This is a genomic window from Corticibacter populi (genome assembly GCF_004217315.1).
GTDB lineage: Bacteria > Pseudomonadota > Gammaproteobacteria > Burkholderiales > Burkholderiaceae_C > Lampropedia > Lampropedia populi.
Genome location: NZ_SGWR01000005.1, coordinates 262,944 through 280,044 on the forward strand (window position 1 = coordinate 262,944; position 17,101 = coordinate 280,044).

13 protein-coding genes, 1 pseudogene and 2 riboswitches are annotated in these 17,101 nt (G+C 64.8%); of the genes and pseudogenes, 4 read left to right on the forward strand and 10 right to left on the reverse strand.

Annotation, left to right across the window (positions count from 1 at the left end; genetic code table 11):
- Nucleotides 1–32: 32 nt before the first annotated feature.
- Nucleotides 33–842, reverse strand: coding sequence for a response regulator transcription factor (locus EV687_RS17735; protein ID WP_130466552.1), 810 nt, complete (start codon nt 840–842; stop codon nt 33–35).
- Between the two features lie 666 nt (nt 843–1,508).
- Between EV687_RS17735 and EV687_RS17740 the strand changes: the two are divergent.
- From EV687_RS17740 to EV687_RS17755, 4 genes and pseudogenes are all read left to right on the forward strand, one after another.
- Nucleotides 1,509–2,357: pseudogene (locus EV687_RS17740) on the forward strand (IS3 family transposase).
- 305 nt (nt 2,358–2,662) lie between these two features.
- Entirely contained in the window at nt 2,663–3,916 is a 1,254-nt protein-coding gene (locus EV687_RS17745) for a phosphoadenosine phosphosulfate reductase (protein WP_242612712.1), read from the forward strand.
- A 30-nt stretch (nt 3,917–3,946) separates the two neighbouring features.
- Nucleotides 3,947–4,378: a GNAT family N-acetyltransferase gene (locus EV687_RS17750; protein ID WP_122225701.1), complete on the forward strand. Its 432-nt coding sequence runs from the start codon at nt 3,947–3,949 to the stop codon at nt 4,376–4,378.
- On the forward strand, nt 4,371–5,006 hold the full coding sequence (locus EV687_RS17755) for an IbrB-like domain-containing protein (RefSeq protein ID WP_122225702.1): 636 nt from the start codon (nt 4,371–4,373) through the stop codon (nt 5,004–5,006). The genes EV687_RS17750 and EV687_RS17755 overlap by 8 nt, the downstream gene beginning before the upstream one ends.
- Before the next feature lie 150 nt (nt 5,007–5,156).
- Here EV687_RS17755 and EV687_RS17760 read toward each other — a convergent pair whose 3' ends face one another.
- From EV687_RS17760 to EV687_RS17800, 9 genes are all read right to left on the reverse strand, one after another.
- A complete protein-coding gene (locus EV687_RS17760; protein WP_122225703.1) occupies nt 5,157–5,966 on the reverse strand; it encodes a family 1 encapsulin nanocompartment shell protein in 810 nt (269 codons plus the stop codon).
- An 83-nt stretch (nt 5,967–6,049) separates the two neighbouring features.
- The gene (locus EV687_RS17765; RefSeq protein WP_122225704.1) at nt 6,050–7,219 is read right to left on the reverse strand and encodes a Dyp-type peroxidase; all 1,170 of its coding nucleotides are present in this window, start codon (nt 7,217–7,219) and stop codon (nt 6,050–6,052) included.
- A 288-nt stretch (nt 7,220–7,507) separates the two neighbouring features.
- Nucleotides 7,508–8,737, reverse strand: coding sequence for a D-amino acid dehydrogenase (locus EV687_RS17770; protein ID WP_122225705.1), 1,230 nt, complete (start codon nt 8,735–8,737; stop codon nt 7,508–7,510).
- Between the two features lie 91 nt (nt 8,738–8,828).
- Nucleotides 8,829–8,934: riboswitch (glycine riboswitch) on the reverse strand.
- Nucleotides 8,935–8,968: 34 nt separating this feature from the next.
- Nucleotides 8,969–9,076, reverse strand: a riboswitch (glycine riboswitch).
- Between the two features lie 154 nt (nt 9,077–9,230).
- Nucleotides 9,231–10,103 carry an NADPH-dependent 7-cyano-7-deazaguanine reductase QueF gene (gene queF, locus EV687_RS17775; RefSeq protein ID WP_122225706.1) on the reverse strand — a complete coding sequence of 291 codons (873 nt, stop codon included), beginning with the start codon at nt 10,101–10,103 and terminating at the stop codon, nt 9,231–9,233.
- A gap of 19 nt (nt 10,104–10,122) precedes the next feature.
- The gene (locus EV687_RS17780) at nt 10,123–11,208 is read right to left on the reverse strand and encodes a branched-chain amino acid aminotransferase (RefSeq protein WP_122225707.1); all 1,086 of its coding nucleotides are present in this window, start codon (nt 11,206–11,208) and stop codon (nt 10,123–10,125) included.
- A gap of 349 nt (nt 11,209–11,557) precedes the next feature.
- Nucleotides 11,558–12,277 carry a 3-oxoacid CoA-transferase subunit B gene (locus EV687_RS17785; RefSeq protein WP_122225708.1) on the reverse strand — a complete coding sequence of 240 codons (720 nt, stop codon included), beginning with the start codon at nt 12,275–12,277 and terminating at the stop codon, nt 11,558–11,560.
- A gap of 94 nt (nt 12,278–12,371) precedes the next feature.
- Nucleotides 12,372–13,025, reverse strand: a complete 654-nt coding sequence (locus EV687_RS17790) for a CoA transferase subunit A (RefSeq protein WP_122225709.1) — start codon at nt 13,023–13,025, stop codon at nt 12,372–12,374.
- Complete coding sequence (locus EV687_RS17795) at nt 13,022–14,410, reverse strand: bifunctional enoyl-CoA hydratase/phosphate acetyltransferase (RefSeq protein WP_122225710.1); 1,389 nt, start codon at nt 14,408–14,410, stop codon at nt 13,022–13,024. Before EV687_RS17795 ends, EV687_RS17790 begins: the two co-directional genes overlap by 4 nt.
- Before the next feature lies 1 nt (nt 14,411).
- Nucleotides 14,412–17,093: a DUF3141 domain-containing protein gene (locus tag EV687_RS17800; protein ID WP_122225711.1), complete on the reverse strand. Its 2,682-nt coding sequence runs from the start codon at nt 17,091–17,093 to the stop codon at nt 14,412–14,414.
- Nucleotides 17,094–17,101 lie beyond the last annotated feature (8 nt).

A 17,101-nucleotide genomic window follows, 5' to 3' on the forward strand; every position in this document is an offset into this window, starting at 1 on the left:
GACCGGAGGGCGCCCGGCCATAGCTGGTTATATCACCGCTCTGGCATGACAGTGGCTGCGGCAGGCTCAGATGCCTCTTCGAGTCGCGACAGCCGCACCGTGCCGCGTACATTCAGCGGCTCGGTGAGCTGGTAGCCCACTCTGTGGAAGGTGCGCAGGGGAAGCTCCTCGCCAGTCTTGCGCCTTACCTTGCTGCGCAGCCGGCTGACGGAAACTTTCAGCGGCGTATGGCCGGTGTCATCTGGCAGCAGGCGCTCTTTCAGCCGAGCCCAGGTCGAGTGACGCAACAGCCGCTGTGCATGGCGCGCGGTGATATCCAGAATGCAGCATTCGAACGGGGTCAGGACGATGGTGGCGCCCGACGGGGCTCGCAACAGCTTCGCATCCAGATCAAGCTCCCAGGTGCCTGATGTCAATGCCGGCTCAGGCCGGGGATGCGTGACGGGCCTGTCACAGGCTCGCCATGATGCTTCTGCCGCACTCCACTGCAGGAAGCGGCGTGTCATCGCGAGTATGGTGGCGATGATTTCTTCTTCGCCAGCGTCACCGGGCAGGCAGACATCAGCGCCCGAGTACAGCATCCTGGCACGCGCGGCTACATCGTCCACACCGAGCATCACGACGCGCAGCCGCAGCGAGGCTTGCAGATGAAGGCACAGTGAATGGATGTCCTCGCTCTGGCTCATCGAAGCGTGCAGTATCACGACGGCCGTGCCCGGACTTCCGCATTCGATCAGGAGATCCCGCCTGCTGGTGCATGTGCGAACGCGCACGCCTACTTGCCTGAGCAAGTCAGGGAGGGCATCCAGCGCGCCGATGGCAATACCGGTCATGGTCTTCATGGTCAGTACCACTGGCTCGGTGATCGGTGCTCTGGAGATACTGGAGTTCAGGCGAAGCGGCATGTCGGAAGAAGTGGAAGGCGATTCTAGTCGCGAGCAGAAAAACTGTCTTGTTCGTGGAAGCTTTCGAGAATCGTGATTTATGTATTGTTTGTATCGTCCTGAAATGACGGCACTGCTTTGGTCATTACGGCCATGCTGAATGGTTGACAATCGAAGGACAAAATTCTCTTTGAACTTCTGTTGTAAGTATCTGATACGCGTTGCCTTGCCAACGGTTCGTCACTGGAACTTATAAACATTACTCCTGCGCAATGGCTAACAGAATGCGTGGAGGCATAGGTGCGCGCATGCAAAAGACGAGCCAGGTTGATGGCATATACATTTTGATACGCGATATTCGTGATTACTTTGGATGCTTCTGATCGCTGCGCACCCTTTCTCGGGGCGCCGCTGACGGTATGGCGTCAGCTGTGCTGTTTTCAAATCAACAGCTTGTCTCACCCGGGGCAATGCTGGTTTCGGGCCGACACGCGTAACTGGTCCATTCTCCGGGCAGTCAAGCTCGTTCGAAAGTCCTGGAGTGACCCTGTCCCATGATTTCGAACCGTTCGGTAGCAGAACGACCGGCATGATTGAAGGCCCGGATCGGGCCAGGAGCATGTCATGAGGAAGAGCATGTTCACTGAGGATCAGATGGCCTTTGCGCCCAAGCAGGCGGAACTGGGCATCAGCGTCGAGGAGGTGTGCCGCAAGATGGGCATCAGCGATGCACCTTCTATGTGTGGCGCAAGAAGTACGCGGGCGTGGGGCCATCGGAGCTGCGTCGGCTGCGCCAGTTCGAAGAAGAGAAGCGCAAGCTCAAGCAGATCGTGGCCGACCTGAGCCTGGACAAGGCGATGCTGCAGGCGGTGGTCGAAAAAAGCTTTGAGGCCTTCGCAGCGCCTGGCGTTGGTGCCCGAATTGATGCAGCGTTTCGGATGCAACGAGATCTGGAGCATGGATTTCGTGGCCGACGCGCTGTTCGACGGGCGCAAGCTGCGCATGTTGACGGTTGTTGAGCTGTACACGCGCGAGTGCCTGGCCATTGATGTCGGGCAGAGCCTCAAAGGGGAAGATGTCGTGAGAACACTCAATGCGATCGCGGCTCAGCGCGGCTTGCCGGCTACGATCAGGACCGACAGCGGCAACGAATTCATCTCCAGGGTGATGGACAGATGAGCCTATGAGCGTGGTGTGGAGCTCGACTTCAGCCGACCGGGCAGGCCGACCGACAACGCGGCTGTGGAGAGCTTCAATGGCCGGTTGCGCCAGGAGTGCCTGAATGCACATTGGTTCTTGTCATTGGCCGATGCGCAGGCCAAGATCGGGGTTTGGCGCAGGGACTACAACGAGAGTCGCCCCCACTCTGCGCTGAGGTGGGCGACACCTGCCGAATTCGCCCGCCGTTGCTGCCTGCAGACAGCAACGGCGATATCAGAGGAGCAGGAAGTTTCTACTTCAGGGCGGTACTGAGTCGGGTACAGGGTCAGCACCGGCCGGCATCGTTTCGATGAGTGGTCCATGGAGATGTGTCGATATGACCGAAAGCCGGATGCCTTCCATGGATGCGTGGATTTTGGTGGTGTGCCACATATTGCGCCGCGTGGATGTGGGTTTGTGGTCTCGGGCGCGGGCGTTTCGGGAAAATGCGTTACGATTCCGCGTCGCAGTGAACATGCCCGACTGGTGGGCATGTACCCAGGTGTTCTTGTCCTCTGAGAAGGGGATCTTGCCGCCATCAGGCCTTGCTCTGTGATTGCGGTGATTGCTCGCCGAGCGTGGGGCTGCCAACGGTGAATGAGAGAGGCATGGTCGATAAACATCATTGCGACAGCAATGTCCTTGAAGCCGCTAGAAAGCGGATTCGACTGGCTTTCAAGCACTTCGACCGGGTCTGCGTGGCGTTCTCAGGCGGCAAGGACAGTTCTGTCACGCTGCATCTGGCGCTGGAGGTGGCGCGAGAGCTCGGCAAGGGGCCCGTGCATGCGTTGTTCATCGATCTGGAGGGCCAGTATCGCAGCACGATCGACCATGTGCGCGAGATGTTCGGCCGTGAAGATGTCCGTCCATGGTGGATTTGCCTGCCGATCAATCTGCGCAATGCCTCCAGTCTGCAGGAGCCGTACTGGTGTGCCTGGGAGCCTGGAAGGGAGACGGATTGGGTTCGGCCCATGCCGGAGCATCCGGCAGTCATCAGCGACCAGGGTTTTTTCCCGTTCTACCGCTATCGGATGGAGTTTGAGGAGTTCGTGCCGGCTTTCAACGAATGGATGGCGGCAGATGTGTCGACAGCGTTCCTGGTAGGCATCCGCTCGGATGAATCGCTCAGCCGTTATCTGGCTGTCAAACCGCGCCAGAGCGGCAAGAAGCGGGCCTGGACGGCGCCTGGTTCGCAAATCCCGATTCCATGGAGCTCGCGCGATCCGCGAGGCCGTGCCGTCAGCTTTTTCCCGATCTACGACTGGAAGTTTGCCGATCTGTGGCGCTATGTGGCGGAACATGGTCATGCATACAACCGTCTCTATGATCACATGTACCGTGCCGGCGTGCCGTTCTCGCAGATGCGCATCTGCCAGCCCTATGGGGATGACCAGCGCAAGGGACTGGATTTGTTCCACCGGCTGGAGCCGGATACGTGGTTTCGCGTCGTGAGCCGGGTCGCTGGCGCGAACTATGGCGCGCGCTACAGCCGCCAGCGCTTCCTGGGATACCGGGGCGGATTGGGTTTGCCTGCCACGTTCTCGAGCTGGCAGCAGTACAGCCAGTTCCTGCTGCAAAGCATGCCAGAGCAGGTACGCGAGGTGTACCGCCGTCGCATCGATGTGTTCATCCGCTGGTGGGAACAGCATGGGTATCCACTGGCACAGTGGCCCGATGCAGGAATTCCGGAGCTGGAGAACCGCAAGCAGCAGCCCTCGTGGCGGCGTGTTGCGACGTCGCTGCTCAAGCAGGATATGGCCCGGTCGCTGTCGTTCGGCTATGCCAGGCGTGACACGCGAGCATTGGCGTTTTCCCGTGATTGCGTTGCATGAGACAAAAAATGTGAGACAAACGTGAGGCAAATGGACGCGCTGGAAATTGTGGAGTGGCGCTCGTTCGATGACGAGAGCACCTTTTTCGCCGCCATGGGGCGGTTCTTTGCCAGCCCGATGGTGCGGCGCGAATGTGGCGGCTACCCGCTCAACGATGGGCCCTTCTACCGGTGGTTCATACTGCGTTCTCGCCATGATCGGCGAGTATTGGGGTTCATCAGTGTGGAGCGGCAGGAGAAGGTACTGCACCTGCGGCAAGGCTATGTGCGTGCCGAGGTTCGTGGCATCGGACTGTTTCGCGAACTGTTGACGCAAGCGCTGGCCCATGCCGACTCGGCAGGCCTGGATTGTTCGACCCGGGTTCAGTGCGCCAGTGCGCCATTCTTGGAAAAATACGGTTTTGTTATCAAAACCACCCGGGGTGAATGGATCACCATGTACAGGAGCAACAAGAATGCCTGAAGTCGCACAACTCGCCCGCCGTGCCGAAGACCTGTTTCGTGAACTGGATGCATTGCCGGTCGACCGGCGCATCGATGCCATCAACCGAATTCGCCGAAAGCTGCGTGATCACAGCCCCTTCATGCGAGAACCGGTGGATTGCGTGCAATGGGTCCCTGCGGAGCAGGTCGAGGGCAATGCGTACAACCCGAACACGGTGGCGCCGCCGGAGATGCGGCTGTTGGAGCTGTCCATTGAGGCGGATGGCTTTACCCAGCCCATCGTGGTGCATCCGGGCGATGCGCAGCAATACGAGGTGGTGGATGGTTTCCACCGGCAGCGGGTGGGCAAGAAGTCCCGCCGTATCCGTCAGCGCCTGCAGGGCTATCTGCCGGTGGTGGCGATACAGCCTGAGCGCAGCGACCTGCGGGACCGAATTGCGTCAACCATCCGGCACAACCGCGCGCGAGGCGTGCATGGTGTATTGCCGATGACGGACGTGGTAGTCAGGCTGCTGCAGTCCGGCTGGAGCGAACAGGAGGTGGTCCGCCAATTGGGAATGGACGAGGATGAGGTGCTGCGCTTCAAGCAGGTCTCCGGCCTGCCGGAGCTGTTTCGCCACCATGTCTATTCGTCATCGTGGGAGTGATCAGCCCCAGTCAATCTTTGCCAGGACCTGCTCGCAGCTGGCGCGCTGCGAATGGTTTCACGTTGGAGTTCGGCCCGCCTGCCGCCGCAGGAGGCGGTGGCGAGAGCCAGTGGGGCTGTTCAGCGCAGTTTCTGGCAGCGGGCTGGCCGATCAGGCCTTGGGCAGGATGGCCACGGCCGCCTCGGCGGTGAGCAGGCGGAACGTGAGTGTCTCTTCCAGGTAGAGTTTGACACTGACGTCGTTGTGACTGAGGTAGCCGATCGAGAGGTCGCGCCCGAGGTGCAGCTCGAAGTCACCGCCGCGAGTGGAGAGCACGTAGGCTCCTTCAATTGCCGGGGCCCAGATGATGTTGTCGCTTCCGACCAGGCGCTGGATGTGGTTGAGTACCGGATAGCCCTTGTCGTTGGCTTCCTGCAGCGCGGTGTAGGCGTTGGCACCCAGCACGGTCACGTAGGGGCCATCCACGCCCACCAGCTTGAGCTGCTTGAGCGCGGCGGCGATCACGTCGGGGTAGTCGATGGCAGCCTCGGGCAGGTTCAGCGCCGGGTTGGAGCTGCCTTCGCGGATGCCCTCGATACCGGCGGCGCCGTAGCCGAGGAAGATGGCGCGGTCTTCGGCGTAGGCCAGTTGTTCTGCGGCATCCTTGGCGGGTTGCCAGTCGGAGTCGTCGGCACCGCGTTCGACGTCGTCGATGGCCTCGCGCGAGAGCTCGAATGGCACGCGCAGCTCCACCAGCGGCATGACGATGCGCTGGCGCGCGAGCACGCCGTCCTGTGGCGGTGTCAGCGTGCTCAGGTGGCCGGTGCCGATGGCCGAGCATTTGCCGCCGGCTTCGGCCACCTTCACGTCCACGGCGCGGCGGCCGGCGAGGTTGCGGCGGAAGGTGCGCGCCACTTCCTCTTCGATCTGCGCCCAGGCGCTGGCGGAAATGGGGGCTAGTTCACGGTGGAGATTGTTCATGTGGGTGCTCCTGACGGGGAATGATGGGAGGATTTGAGTGATGAATGCTGGTGGATCGCCAGAGGCATGTTGCGGGCCGGCCGTCAAGGCGCGGGCTCGCTGCCAGGCTGGGCGGAACCACCGCTGCTGGTTGTGCGGTTCAACTGCGGCTGCCCCTTGAGCGAGCCGATCTGCAGTGTGCCGGCGGCGGATGCCGCCACCGGGCTGGGCGTGCTGGCTGCCGTTTCAGCTGTTTCAGCCGCATCCGGCGCATCGTCGCCGGCGAGCGGGTTGCCATCGGCGAGCGCCTCCAGCAATGCCTGCGAGGGCACGAAGAACAGCGTGCCGGTGACGGCCACGCTGAAATCCAGCAGCCGGTCGTAGTTGCCGGGTGGGCGGCCGATGAACATGTTGGTGAGCATCAGCTCCGTCACCGCCGGATCGCGCGCATAGCCGATGAAGTAGGTGCCATACTCGCCGCGCGACGGGGTGGCGAAGGGCAGGTTGTTGCGCACGATGGCCAGTTCGTTGCCATTCTCGTCTTCGACCACATTCAGCGCCACATGCGAGTTGCTGGGCTTGACGTCGTCGGCCAGTTCGATGTCATCGTGCTTGGTGCGGCCGATCACGCGCTCCTGCTCCTCGGTCGGGAGCTGGTTCCAGGCCGTCATGTCGTGCAGATACTTCTGCACGATCACGTAGCTGCCACCGGCAAAGTCGGGGTCTTCGGTGCCGATCAGCGTGGCCTCCAGCGCTTCCTGGCCTTCGGGATTTTCGGTGCCGTCGACGAAGCCGACCATGCTGCGTGCATCGAAGTAGCGAAAGCCGTGCACCTCGTCGACCGGCTCGACCGCGCCTTCGAGCGCACGCATGGCCTGCATGGCCAGCTCGAAGCACATGCTCACGGTCTGCGCGCGGATGTGCAGCAGCAGGTCGCCCGGAGTGGATGGCGCTCGGTGCTTGCCGCCCTGCAGCTCCTTGAAGACATGCAGGTGGGCCGGGCGGGGCGTGCCGAACAGGCGATCCCAGGCGTTGGAGCCGATGCCGACGACCATGCTCAGGCGCAGCTCCGGCAGGCGCCGCCCGACGCTGCGCACCAGGGCGGCCGCATTGCCGAAGAAGGCGCGCACCGTCTCTTCGGCAGCGGCACCCGGGGCGATGTTGAGCACGATGAAGTGGGCGGCCATGCCCTGTTGTTCGACGACCGGCTGCGGGCCGGGTTGGCCGCTGGCGACGGTGGTCTCGCTCAGGGGCGGGATGGAGGATGCTGTCATGAGTGGGGAGAATCTGACCTTGAATTGGTTCTGAGTCTAGCACTCACTTTGGGAAACACCGTACTGGTGTCGTGAATCAGAAGTTCGTCTCATAAAGATGCCGAGAATCGCCGCCATGCCGCGTTGCAAATCCTCGCGATAGCTATGGCTATCGCTGCGGTTTGCGCCTTGCCTGACAACGATTTCGACATCTTTGTTGATTCAACGAACTTCCAATTCACGACACTGGCTTCCGATTCCTGAAATCGATGGCAACCATCGTGGTTGGCGGGTATGAAGCGCTCCCGCTCAGGCTGCGGGAACAGGCAGATGCTGGGCCACCTGGCTGGCCACCATGTCAGCCGTGGCGGCCGAGAGCGTCCAGCCGAGGTGGCCGTGGCCGGTGTTGTAGAACACATGGGGGGTGCGCCCCGGACCAACCCTGGGCATCATGCTCGGTGTCATCGGCCGCAGGCCGGCCCAGGGCACGACACTGCGCGTGTCGACGTCCGGGAAGCATTGCTCGACCCACTCGACCAGCGGGCGAATGCGGTCAAGCCGGATGTCGCGGTTGATGCCATTGAACTCGGCCGTGCCGGCCACGCGAAAGCGGTCATCGCCGAAACGGCTGGCCACCAGCTTGGTTTCGTCGTCGAGCAGGCTCACGGTGGGTGCCGCGCGGCGGCTGGCTTCGTCGCGCAGGTTCACGGTGATCGAATAGCCTTTGACCGGATAGATGTTGATGCGGTCGCCCAGCTGGGCGGCCAGGGCGCGGCTGGCAACGCCGGCGCACACCACCAATGCATCGAAGCTGGCCTGCTCGCCATCGGCCAGCGCCACGGTCGCGCCCGAATCGGTGGCCGCCAACCGTGCGACATCGGCGCCAAAGCGCTGCCGCACACCCAGCCGTGCATTGGCAGCGGCCAGGCCATTGGTGAAGAGGTGGATATCGCCGCTGGCGTCGCTCTCGGTGTAGTAGCCGCCGTAGTAGTTCCCGCTGAGGGTGGGTTCGATGGCGCGGATTTCCTCGGGCGTGACAGCCCGCCGTTCGAGCCCGCCTTTGGCCAGCATGGCATTGACGCGGCCGGCATGCTCGAACCACTGGCGGTCGCGGTAGAAGTGCAGAATGCCTTGGCGGCGCAGCCCGAACTCGATGCCTTCGGCCTCGGCCCAGGAGAACAGGTGCTGGCGTGCGGCAATGGCCAGGCGCGTGGTCTCCACGGTATTCGCTTCGTAGTCGCGCAGGTGGCCGAGGAATTCGGCAAACCAGCTCAGCTTGTGCCAGGTGGGACGGGGATTGACGAGCAGCGGTGCGTCCTTGCGCAACATCCACTTGAGGCCCTTGAGCACGGTGGAGGTCTGGTTCCAGACTTCGGCGTTGGAGGCCGAAAGCTGTCCGCCATTGGCGTAGGAGGTATCCATGGCCGGGTAGCGGTGCTTCTCGTACAGGGTGACCCGGTAGCCGCGCCGCGCCAATGCGTAGGCGCTGGTGGTGCCGGTGATGCCGCTGCCAATGACGGCGATCGAAGGGTTTTTCATGCAATGCACTCCAGAAGGGGCGGGCGTACGGCGGGATGGGAGCCCGGACGCCACAGGTGGGGAAATCAGCGCCAGTGTGACTGTTGCGCTGGGCACCCCCTCTGTGTTCAACCTGAGAGATTCACCCGGCAGGCCCGGGTTTGCTCCTTCGGTGGGCCGGTGCATGGTTGCGCCTGCCACTCTTCAGAGTGAAGGCCAGGCTGAACGAACGGATCCGTTCAGCCTGGCCGGAAGTCGATACCGGTCCTTTTGCCTGAGAGTTTCCGGGGCGGTTGCTCCTTCGGCGCGGGCCCTGCCGCAGCATGTGGCGGCAGGGCCCGTCTCTCCCGGTATCGACGCGGCACTGGGCCGCCTGCGGATTATGGCGTAAATCGGAGCCACCCGCGCATCCGTTCAGGCATCCGCGCAGGCCTGTGCTGCAAAAAGAACGCGCGGGACCATGAGGCAAAGGCTCGCGGCCTTTATCGCAGGCACCCAGTTTTCCAGCAGGACCTCATTGCCGTGCCGTGCGCACGTTGGCCGGTATGGCCTGTGGGTGGCTGCTGCGAAAGGGGTTGATGTCCAGGCCCCCACGACGGGTGTAGCGGGCCCAGATGGCGAGCTGCAGGGGCTGGCAGCGTTGCCAGATGTCGATGAACATGCGCTCGACGCAGTTCTCGTGAAAGCCGGTGTGGTTGCGGAAGCTGACGATGTAGCGCAGCAACCCGGCCTGGTCGATGGGGTGGCCGCTGTAATGGATCTGCACGCTGGCCCAGTCGGGCTGGCCGGTGACGGGGCAGTTGCTCTTGAGCAGGCGGCTGGTGAGCGTCTCGGTGACGAGGGCCTCGCTGCGGCGGCTGCCCAGCAGTTCGGGGGCGGGCAGGTAGTGGGTGCATTCCACATCCAGCCGGTCCAGGTCCAGGCCGTCCAGTTCGGCCATGGGTTCGGCATCGAAGCCGGCCGCCTCGACGATGCGCACGCCGATGCTGCGCAGGCCGCTTTCGCTGCCACGCCAGGCCGCCTCGGAGAGGTCGGCACGCAGACGCTCGCGCAGCGCCTGCGTGTCGGCAAACACGGCGTTGTTGAGGCTGTTCAGATAGAGCTTGAAGGACTTGCTCTCGATGATGTTGGGCGTCTCGGCCGGGAAGGTGAAATGCGCAACGCCCACTTGCGGCTTGCCGTGTGGATTGAGCCAGCTCAGTTCGAAGGCCGTCCATACGTCGGCACCGACGAAGGGCAGGCGGGCTGCGTCCAGGCCCAGTTCCGCGCGCTGCGCGGCGCGCGCAATCGGGAACAGCAGGCCGGGGTCGTAGGCGCCGGGGTAGGCGACCTCCCGACCCAGCGGCAGATCGGCTGGAATGGGCTGGTCAGGCTGGCTGCTGTTCATTGCTGAATGCTCGGGCCTCTCAGAGTACCTTGCGCACCCAGCCGCGCGTGTCGGCGATGCGGCCGCGCTGGATGCCCACCAGTTCGTCGCGCAGCGTGGCCGTCAGCGGGCCGCCATTGCCGTCGCCGATCTTGAAGGAACCGCCGGTGAAGCGGATTTCACCAATGGCGGCGAGCACGGCGGCCGTGCCGCAGGCAAAGGCCTCGGTGACCTTGCCGCTTTGCGCGTCGGCCTGGAACTCCTCGAACGAGTATTTGCGCTCCTCGACCTGGATGCCCTTGCTGGTGGCCAGTTCGATCAGCGAGGCGCGGGTGATGCCCGGCAGGATGGTGCCCAGCGGCGTGGTGAAGAGGCTGCCGTCGTCGCGCACGAAGAAGATGTTCATGCCGCCGAGTTCCTCGATCCAGCGGTGTTCGGCGGCATCGAGGAACAGCACCTGGTCGCAGCCGTTGTCATAGGCCTGGCCCTGCGCGATCAGGCTGGCCGCGTAGTTGCCGCCGCACTTGGCGGCGCCGGTGCCGCCGACGGCCGCGCGCGTGTATTCCTTGGAGAGCCAGACATTGACCGGCTTGGGGCCGTGCTTGAAGTAGTCGCCCACCGGCGAGGCGATCACGCTGAAGATGAAGTGGTGGGCCGGACGCACACCCAGGAACGGTTCGTTGGCGAACATGAAGGGGCGCAGGTAAAGGCTGCCGTTGCCGCCGGGAATCCAGTCCTTGTCGATGCGCACCAGCGATTCCACGGCTTCGAGGAAGCTGGCCTCCGGCAGTTGCGGCATGGCCAGGCGTGTGGCGGAGTTGTTCAATCGCTTGGCGTTCTGGTCGGCACGGAACAGGGTCACGCCGCCGCTCTCGGCGCGGTAGGCCTTGAGGCCCTCGAAAATCTCCTGCGCGTAGTGCAGCACGGCGGCGGCCGGGTCAATCTGGAACGGCTCGCGCTTGCGGATCTGGGCGTCGTGCCAGCCGCGGCCTTCGGTCCATTCGATGGTGACCATGTGGTCGGAGAAGGCGGTGCCAAAGCCGCCCTTGGCCAGGATGGCTTCGCGTTCGGCGGCAGGTGTCGGAGTCGGGGTGGGAATGTGCGTGAATGTCAGGGTGTCAGGCATGGAGCCTCCGGAAAACAGGGAACCCGCGTTGGACGCGAGCCGTCAAAAACAACCGGGCGCCATCCAGGCGCCGAAACTGCTGGCCCCAAGCGCGGGCTTGCGGCCATGGTCTGGTCAGCATGGGGCAGGCAGTCCGCGCTTCTGGCGTCCATCGGATCGCGATGCAACTGTCATGAGGCGCGCTACGGCCGGGGGATGGTCGAATGCAATCATCCGCAGTGGCTGTCTGCCCGGAATTCTGGTGTTCAGAGCCATCCGCACATGATACCGATTGTGAGCCCGCCTGGCGCGGAGCCGCTTCATCCGGATGGGAGGCAATGATGGCGTGGTGCCCGAGCCAAGGCGTATTTCAACGCCCGTCAACGCCTGTTTCAATGCCTATTCGAATGCCTGTCTCAATGCCTGTCTCAATTGGCTGCCCCAAGGCCATTTCCGGCACTTCGCCCGGCACGATCAGCGTGGCGGCGGTGGCGGCGAGGATGTCCTCGATGCGCACGCCGGGGGCCCGCTCGCGCAGGATCAGGCCACTGTTACCGGGTTCGATGACGGCCAGTTCGGTGATCACCAGATCGACGCGGCGCAACGCGGTCAGCGGCAGCGTGCATTGCGGCACGATCTTGGGCTCGCCCCTGGCAGTGTGCTGCATGGCGATGATGACGCGCGCAGCACCGGTGACGAGGTCCATCGCGCCGCCCATGCCGGGTACCATCTGGCCGGGCACTTTCCAGTTGGCCAGATGGCCGGCGGCATCGACCTGCAGGCCACCGAGCACGGTCACGTCCAGGTGGCCGCCGCGGATCAGGCCGAAGCTCATGGTGCTGTCGATGCTGGCGGCTCCCGGCACGGCGGTGACGAAACCGCGGCCGGCATCGGTCAGGTGTGGGTTCTCCATGCCCTTGGGCGCCCGCCCGCCCTGGCCGATGATGCCGTTCTCCGCCTGGAAGAACACGCCCTTGTCGGCGGGCACGAAGCTGGCCACCATGGTCGGCAGGCCGATTCCGAGATTGACCAGCATTCCTGGTTCGATTTCCATCGCCACGCGGCGGGCGATGAGCTCCTTGGCATCCATTGGATTCTCTCCTTGTTGTTTTTCTCTTTGTGCTGTGCTTGGGGGCGTGGCGATGTCCACCCAGGCCGGCATCCGGCCTTGTTGGCCTTGTGTCTCAGGCGGTATGGCTGACCAGGTGGTCGACCAGTACGCCCGGGGTCTTGACGGCGTCGGGACCGATCACGCCCGTGGGCACGATGGCATCGGGCTCGGCGATGACGGTGCGGCCGGCCATCGCCATGACCGGGTTGAAATTGTGCGCGGTCAGCGTGTAAGTGAGGTTGCCAATATAGTCCGCCTGCCAGGCCCCCAGCAGCGCGAAGTCGGCGGTGATGGGAGTCTCCAGCAGAAAACGCTTGCCCTCGACTTCGATGACGCGCTTGCCTTCCTCGACTTCGGTACCCAGGCCGGTGGGGGTGAGCACGCCGCCCAGGCCCACGCCGCCGGCGCGGATGCGCTCGGCCAGCGTGCCCTGTGGCACCAGTTCCACGTCGATCTCGCCGGCCAGCATCTTCGCCTGCGTCTCGGGGTTGAGGCCGATGTGCGAGGTCACCACCCGCGCGACAGCGCCGGCACTGATGAGCTTGCCGATGCCATGCCCTGGCAGGGCGGTGTCGTTGGCGATGACGGTGAGCTGGCGGGCGCCGCGCTCGACCAGGGCGTCGATGAGGTGCTCGGGCGTGCCCACGGCCATGAAGCCGCCGATCAGCAGGCTGGCGCCATCGGGAATCAAGGCCGCCGCGGCGGCGGCGTTCAGGGTGCTTTTCATGCGAGTGACTTTTGCGTGGCAGCGTGGTGCAGCGCGGCGACGGCGCAGGAGGCCAGGCGAGACATCGGGCTGTCCGAGCGGGAATTGAGAATGACGGGGACGCGCGCGCCCAGCACCAGCCCGGCGCTTTCCGCGTGGCTGACGAAGGTGAGCTGCTTGGCCAGCATGTTGCCGGCGTCGATGCCGGGCACCACCAGGATGTTGGCGTGGCCGGCCACGCCGCCCTTGAGACCCTTGGTGCGCGCGGCGCCCAGGTCCACCGCGTTGTCCATGGCCAGCGGGCCGTCGACCAGACCACCCTTGATCTGGCCGCGTTCGGCCATTTTGGAGAGCAGCGCGCCATCGATCGAGGACTGGATGGCGGGGTTGACGGTCTCCACTGCCGAGAGCACGCCCACGCGCGGCTCGATGTCCAGCGCCAGCGCCAGGTCGATGGCGTTCTGCACGATGTCCACCTTGGTGAGCAGATCCGGTGCGATGTTGATGGCCGCATCGGTGACCATCACCGGCTCGGGGCGCCCAGGCACATCCATCAGGAACACATGGGTGAAGCGCCGGCCGATGCGCAGGCCCAGTGCCTTGTCGAGCATGGGGCGCAGCAGGTCGTCGGTGTGCATGTGGCCCTTCATCATCGCGGCGACGCGGCCTTCATGCACGAGCTGGCAGGCCGCTGCAGAGGCGGCGGCATCGCCGGCACTGACGTTGATGACCTCGAGGCCGGCCAGGTCGGCTCCCATGGCGTCGGCCGCGGCGTGGATGGCGGCGGCGTTGCCCACCAGAATCGGCAGTATCAGGCCCTCGCGCGCGGCCAGCAGCGCGCCGCCGAGCGAATTGGCGTCATCCGGGCAGACCACCGCCACGGGCACGGCCGGCAATTGGCGGGTGCGCTCGACCAGTGCCTCGAAATGGCGGTGGCGCTGCACCAGCAGGCCGGGCACCTCGATGTCGTCACGGTCGAACTTCTGCGCGGGGGCGATGACTTCGGCGATGCCGCTGAGGATGGGGGCATTGTCGCCCAGGCGGGTGGCGCGGGTCTCCAGGCGCACGGTGCCGTCGATGGTCTTGTCCTGCACCTTGACCTGGCACAGCAGTTCGTCGCCGGCGTGGGCGCGGGTGTGCACCTCGAAGCTGTGGCGGCGGATCAGCGTGCCGGGGCCGGGCAGCAGGTTGCCCAGCACACTGGCGATCAGCGCGGCCACGAACATCGAGGGTGCCACGTTCTCTGGCACGCCGTCGCCGTCCACGTCCTCGCTGGGCAGATGCATGGGGTTGTAGTTGCCCGACGCGGCGGCAAACACGTACAGATCGTCCAGGGTGAGCAGGCGGCGCAACTCGGCGCTATCTCCCACCTGCAGTTCGTCGAAGGTTCGGTTGGTCAGGCGCATCTCAGGCTTTCTTGGCGGGTTGGGCCCGGCGGCTTGGTTTGGCGGGGGTGCCTGGCGCGGTTTCGGGAACGTTGGTGGCTGGGCCGGCCTCGGTCTTGGGGTCGCGTGCCGCGGCGGCCTGGCTTTCGGGCTGCGGATCGGCCCCCGCTACAGTTTCGGTTTTGGTGTCGGTTCTGGGCTTCGGGCGGACTGCCGCGCTCGGGGCGCGGCGTGGCCGGCGTGCGGCGCTGGCGGCCTGGGCAGTTTCGGTGTTGACAGCGGCCACCGGGGCCATCGACTCCACTGCGGCGGCGGCCTCCAGCGGATCGGCATCCACATCCTCGCTGCTGACTGGCAGTCCCAGCACCTCTTCGAGGCGCCGCAGCAAGGCCAGCGTGCCGGGCGACATTTCGCTGCGGTGGCCCGGCACAAAACGCACGATGCGTGCGGCCAACTCGCGCTCGGCAGGGGTGGGCAGCAGCAGCGGTAGGGTTTCGATGGCGCGTTCGGGCTCGTAGGTGACGATCAGCGTCTGCTCATGGATGATCATGGCGCGGCGCTCGGCGCCCAGCGACTTGAACGGCTCATCCTGCGTGAGCACTTTGCTGGAGCGTTCGAGCCGGTCGCGGCGCACGCCGCCGCGGCTTTCGGCCAGCAGGATCAGCATGCGGATCACCGCTTCGACGAAGCCGCCGCGATTGACGTTGTAGAGCGCTGCCGCCACTTCCGGCAGACCACGCAGTTCATCGATGTGTTTGAGCGTGCGGCGCGCCTCATGAGTGCGGCCGAAGGCGCGCGCCCAGGGCGAGCCCCAGAGGCTGTGGAAGCTCAACTCGTAGGCGGCGTCGCGGCTGTCACGCCAGAAGTCGATGCCTTGCTCGACCCATTGGAACCAGAGATTTTCGGCGGCCACGAACGGGTTGCCGGCAGCGGCCCTGTGGCGGCTCTCGCGCACCACTTTGGCAGCATTCTCGACGGTCGCCATGGCCGGGTTCTGCGAGGAGGCCAGCGCGCGCTCGAGCCGCTTGGGGTGCAGCGCGCGGCTGAGCTCGGCGCTGGTGGGCGTGACGGCGGCCTTGACGGCCGGGCGCACCAGCGCGTCGTAGAACTGGGCCTGCACCTCCGAGGCACGCGCCACGGCGGCGAAGGGGCGTTCGTCGGCCACGCCATCGTCGAGGCCGCGGATGTCGTCGAGCGAGCGCTCGACGAACCCGACAGTGAAGGTGGTGCGGCCGTCCTGCTCCTGGATGTCCTCGATGATCATCTCGTAGAGGCCGGGCGCCAGCGCCTCGATGGTCTGCAGCGTCGAGGCCATCTCGGTGTGTTCGCGCCGCGCGATCTGTGAGGACACGAAGATGCCCAGGTGGCCGACCTGCTCATGCACCATGTAGATGATGCGCTGGCCGCGGATGCGGATTTCCTGCACGTCGGCGTAGGTGTCGACGATCCAGTTGAGCGCCTGCTGCGGCGGCGTGATGTTGTCGCCGTGGCTGGCAAAGGCGATGATGGGCGCGCGGATCGCCTTGATGTCCACCGGCCGGCCCGGCTCGATGCGTGCCTCATTCTTGGCCAGGCGGTTGCCGACGAAGAGCTGCTCGACCACCCAGCGGATTTCGGCCTCAGTCAGCAGGAAGAAGCCGCCCCACCAGGTCTCGAATTCGAGGAAGACCTTGTCGCCCTTGTCGATGTCGCGGTAGAGGTCGGTGTACTTGCGGTACAGCGTGCGCGACGGGTTGAGCAGCTCGAAGTTCTGCACCAGCCAGGCGCCATCGAAGATGCCGCCACCCAGGTCCGAGAAGAACATCGGCACCCAGGTGCCGCCGAGCACGCCGCCGTTGTAGCGCATCGGGTTCTCGCCGACCTTGCCGGCCCAGGGCGCCACCGGCGCGCCGTTGATGACGATGGGGCCGGTGAGGTCGGTGTTGATGGCTGCCAGCAGCAGCGTGGCCCAGCCGCCCTGGCAGTTGCCGATGATGACCGGCTTGGAGGCCTTTGGGTGGCGCCGCATCACCTCGCGCACGAAGGCGGCTTCGGCGCGCGTCACGTAGGAGAGGTACTGCCCCGGTTCCGGCCGGCTGCGAAAGGCCACGAAGTAGACCGGGTGGCCGGCGCGCAGCGCCACGCCCACCTGGCTGTCGGGCTTGAAGCCGCCGATGCCGGGGCCATGGCCGGCGCGCGGGTCGATGATGACGTAGGGCCGGCGCGTGTCGTCGATGGTCACGCCTTCGGGCGGCAGGATCTTGAGCAGGAAGTAGTTGCAGGGGTAGGGCAGATCCTTGCCATCCATGACCACTTCATAGTCGTAGATCAGCACCGGCGGGCAGTTGGCCGCCTCGTGCTCGAGGAAGATGTCCCCGCGTTTTCTCAGCGTGTCGGCCGTGAGGATGGCGCGCTCGGAGGCATCGCGCAGGTACTCCAGCCAACTGCCCGCCAGCGTGTGGCTGCCGTATTGCTGGCGCAGGTTCTCGAACAGCGCGCGCGCATCCTCGGCCTGCTGGCGCCCGCGCCTGGAGTGCTCGGCGAGCATGTGCTGGCCGTGGCGGCGTACCGCCGTGGTGAGTATCTCGCCGGTGCCGGTAGCGGCATCGACCTCCTGCTGCAGCCTGGTCAGGTTGCCGTCGACGGCGTTGGCCACGTCATTGTCGAGACGGGGCAGTTCGGGGGACGGCTGACGCGGATCGAAGAAATCAAAAACATTGGCCATGTGGAACT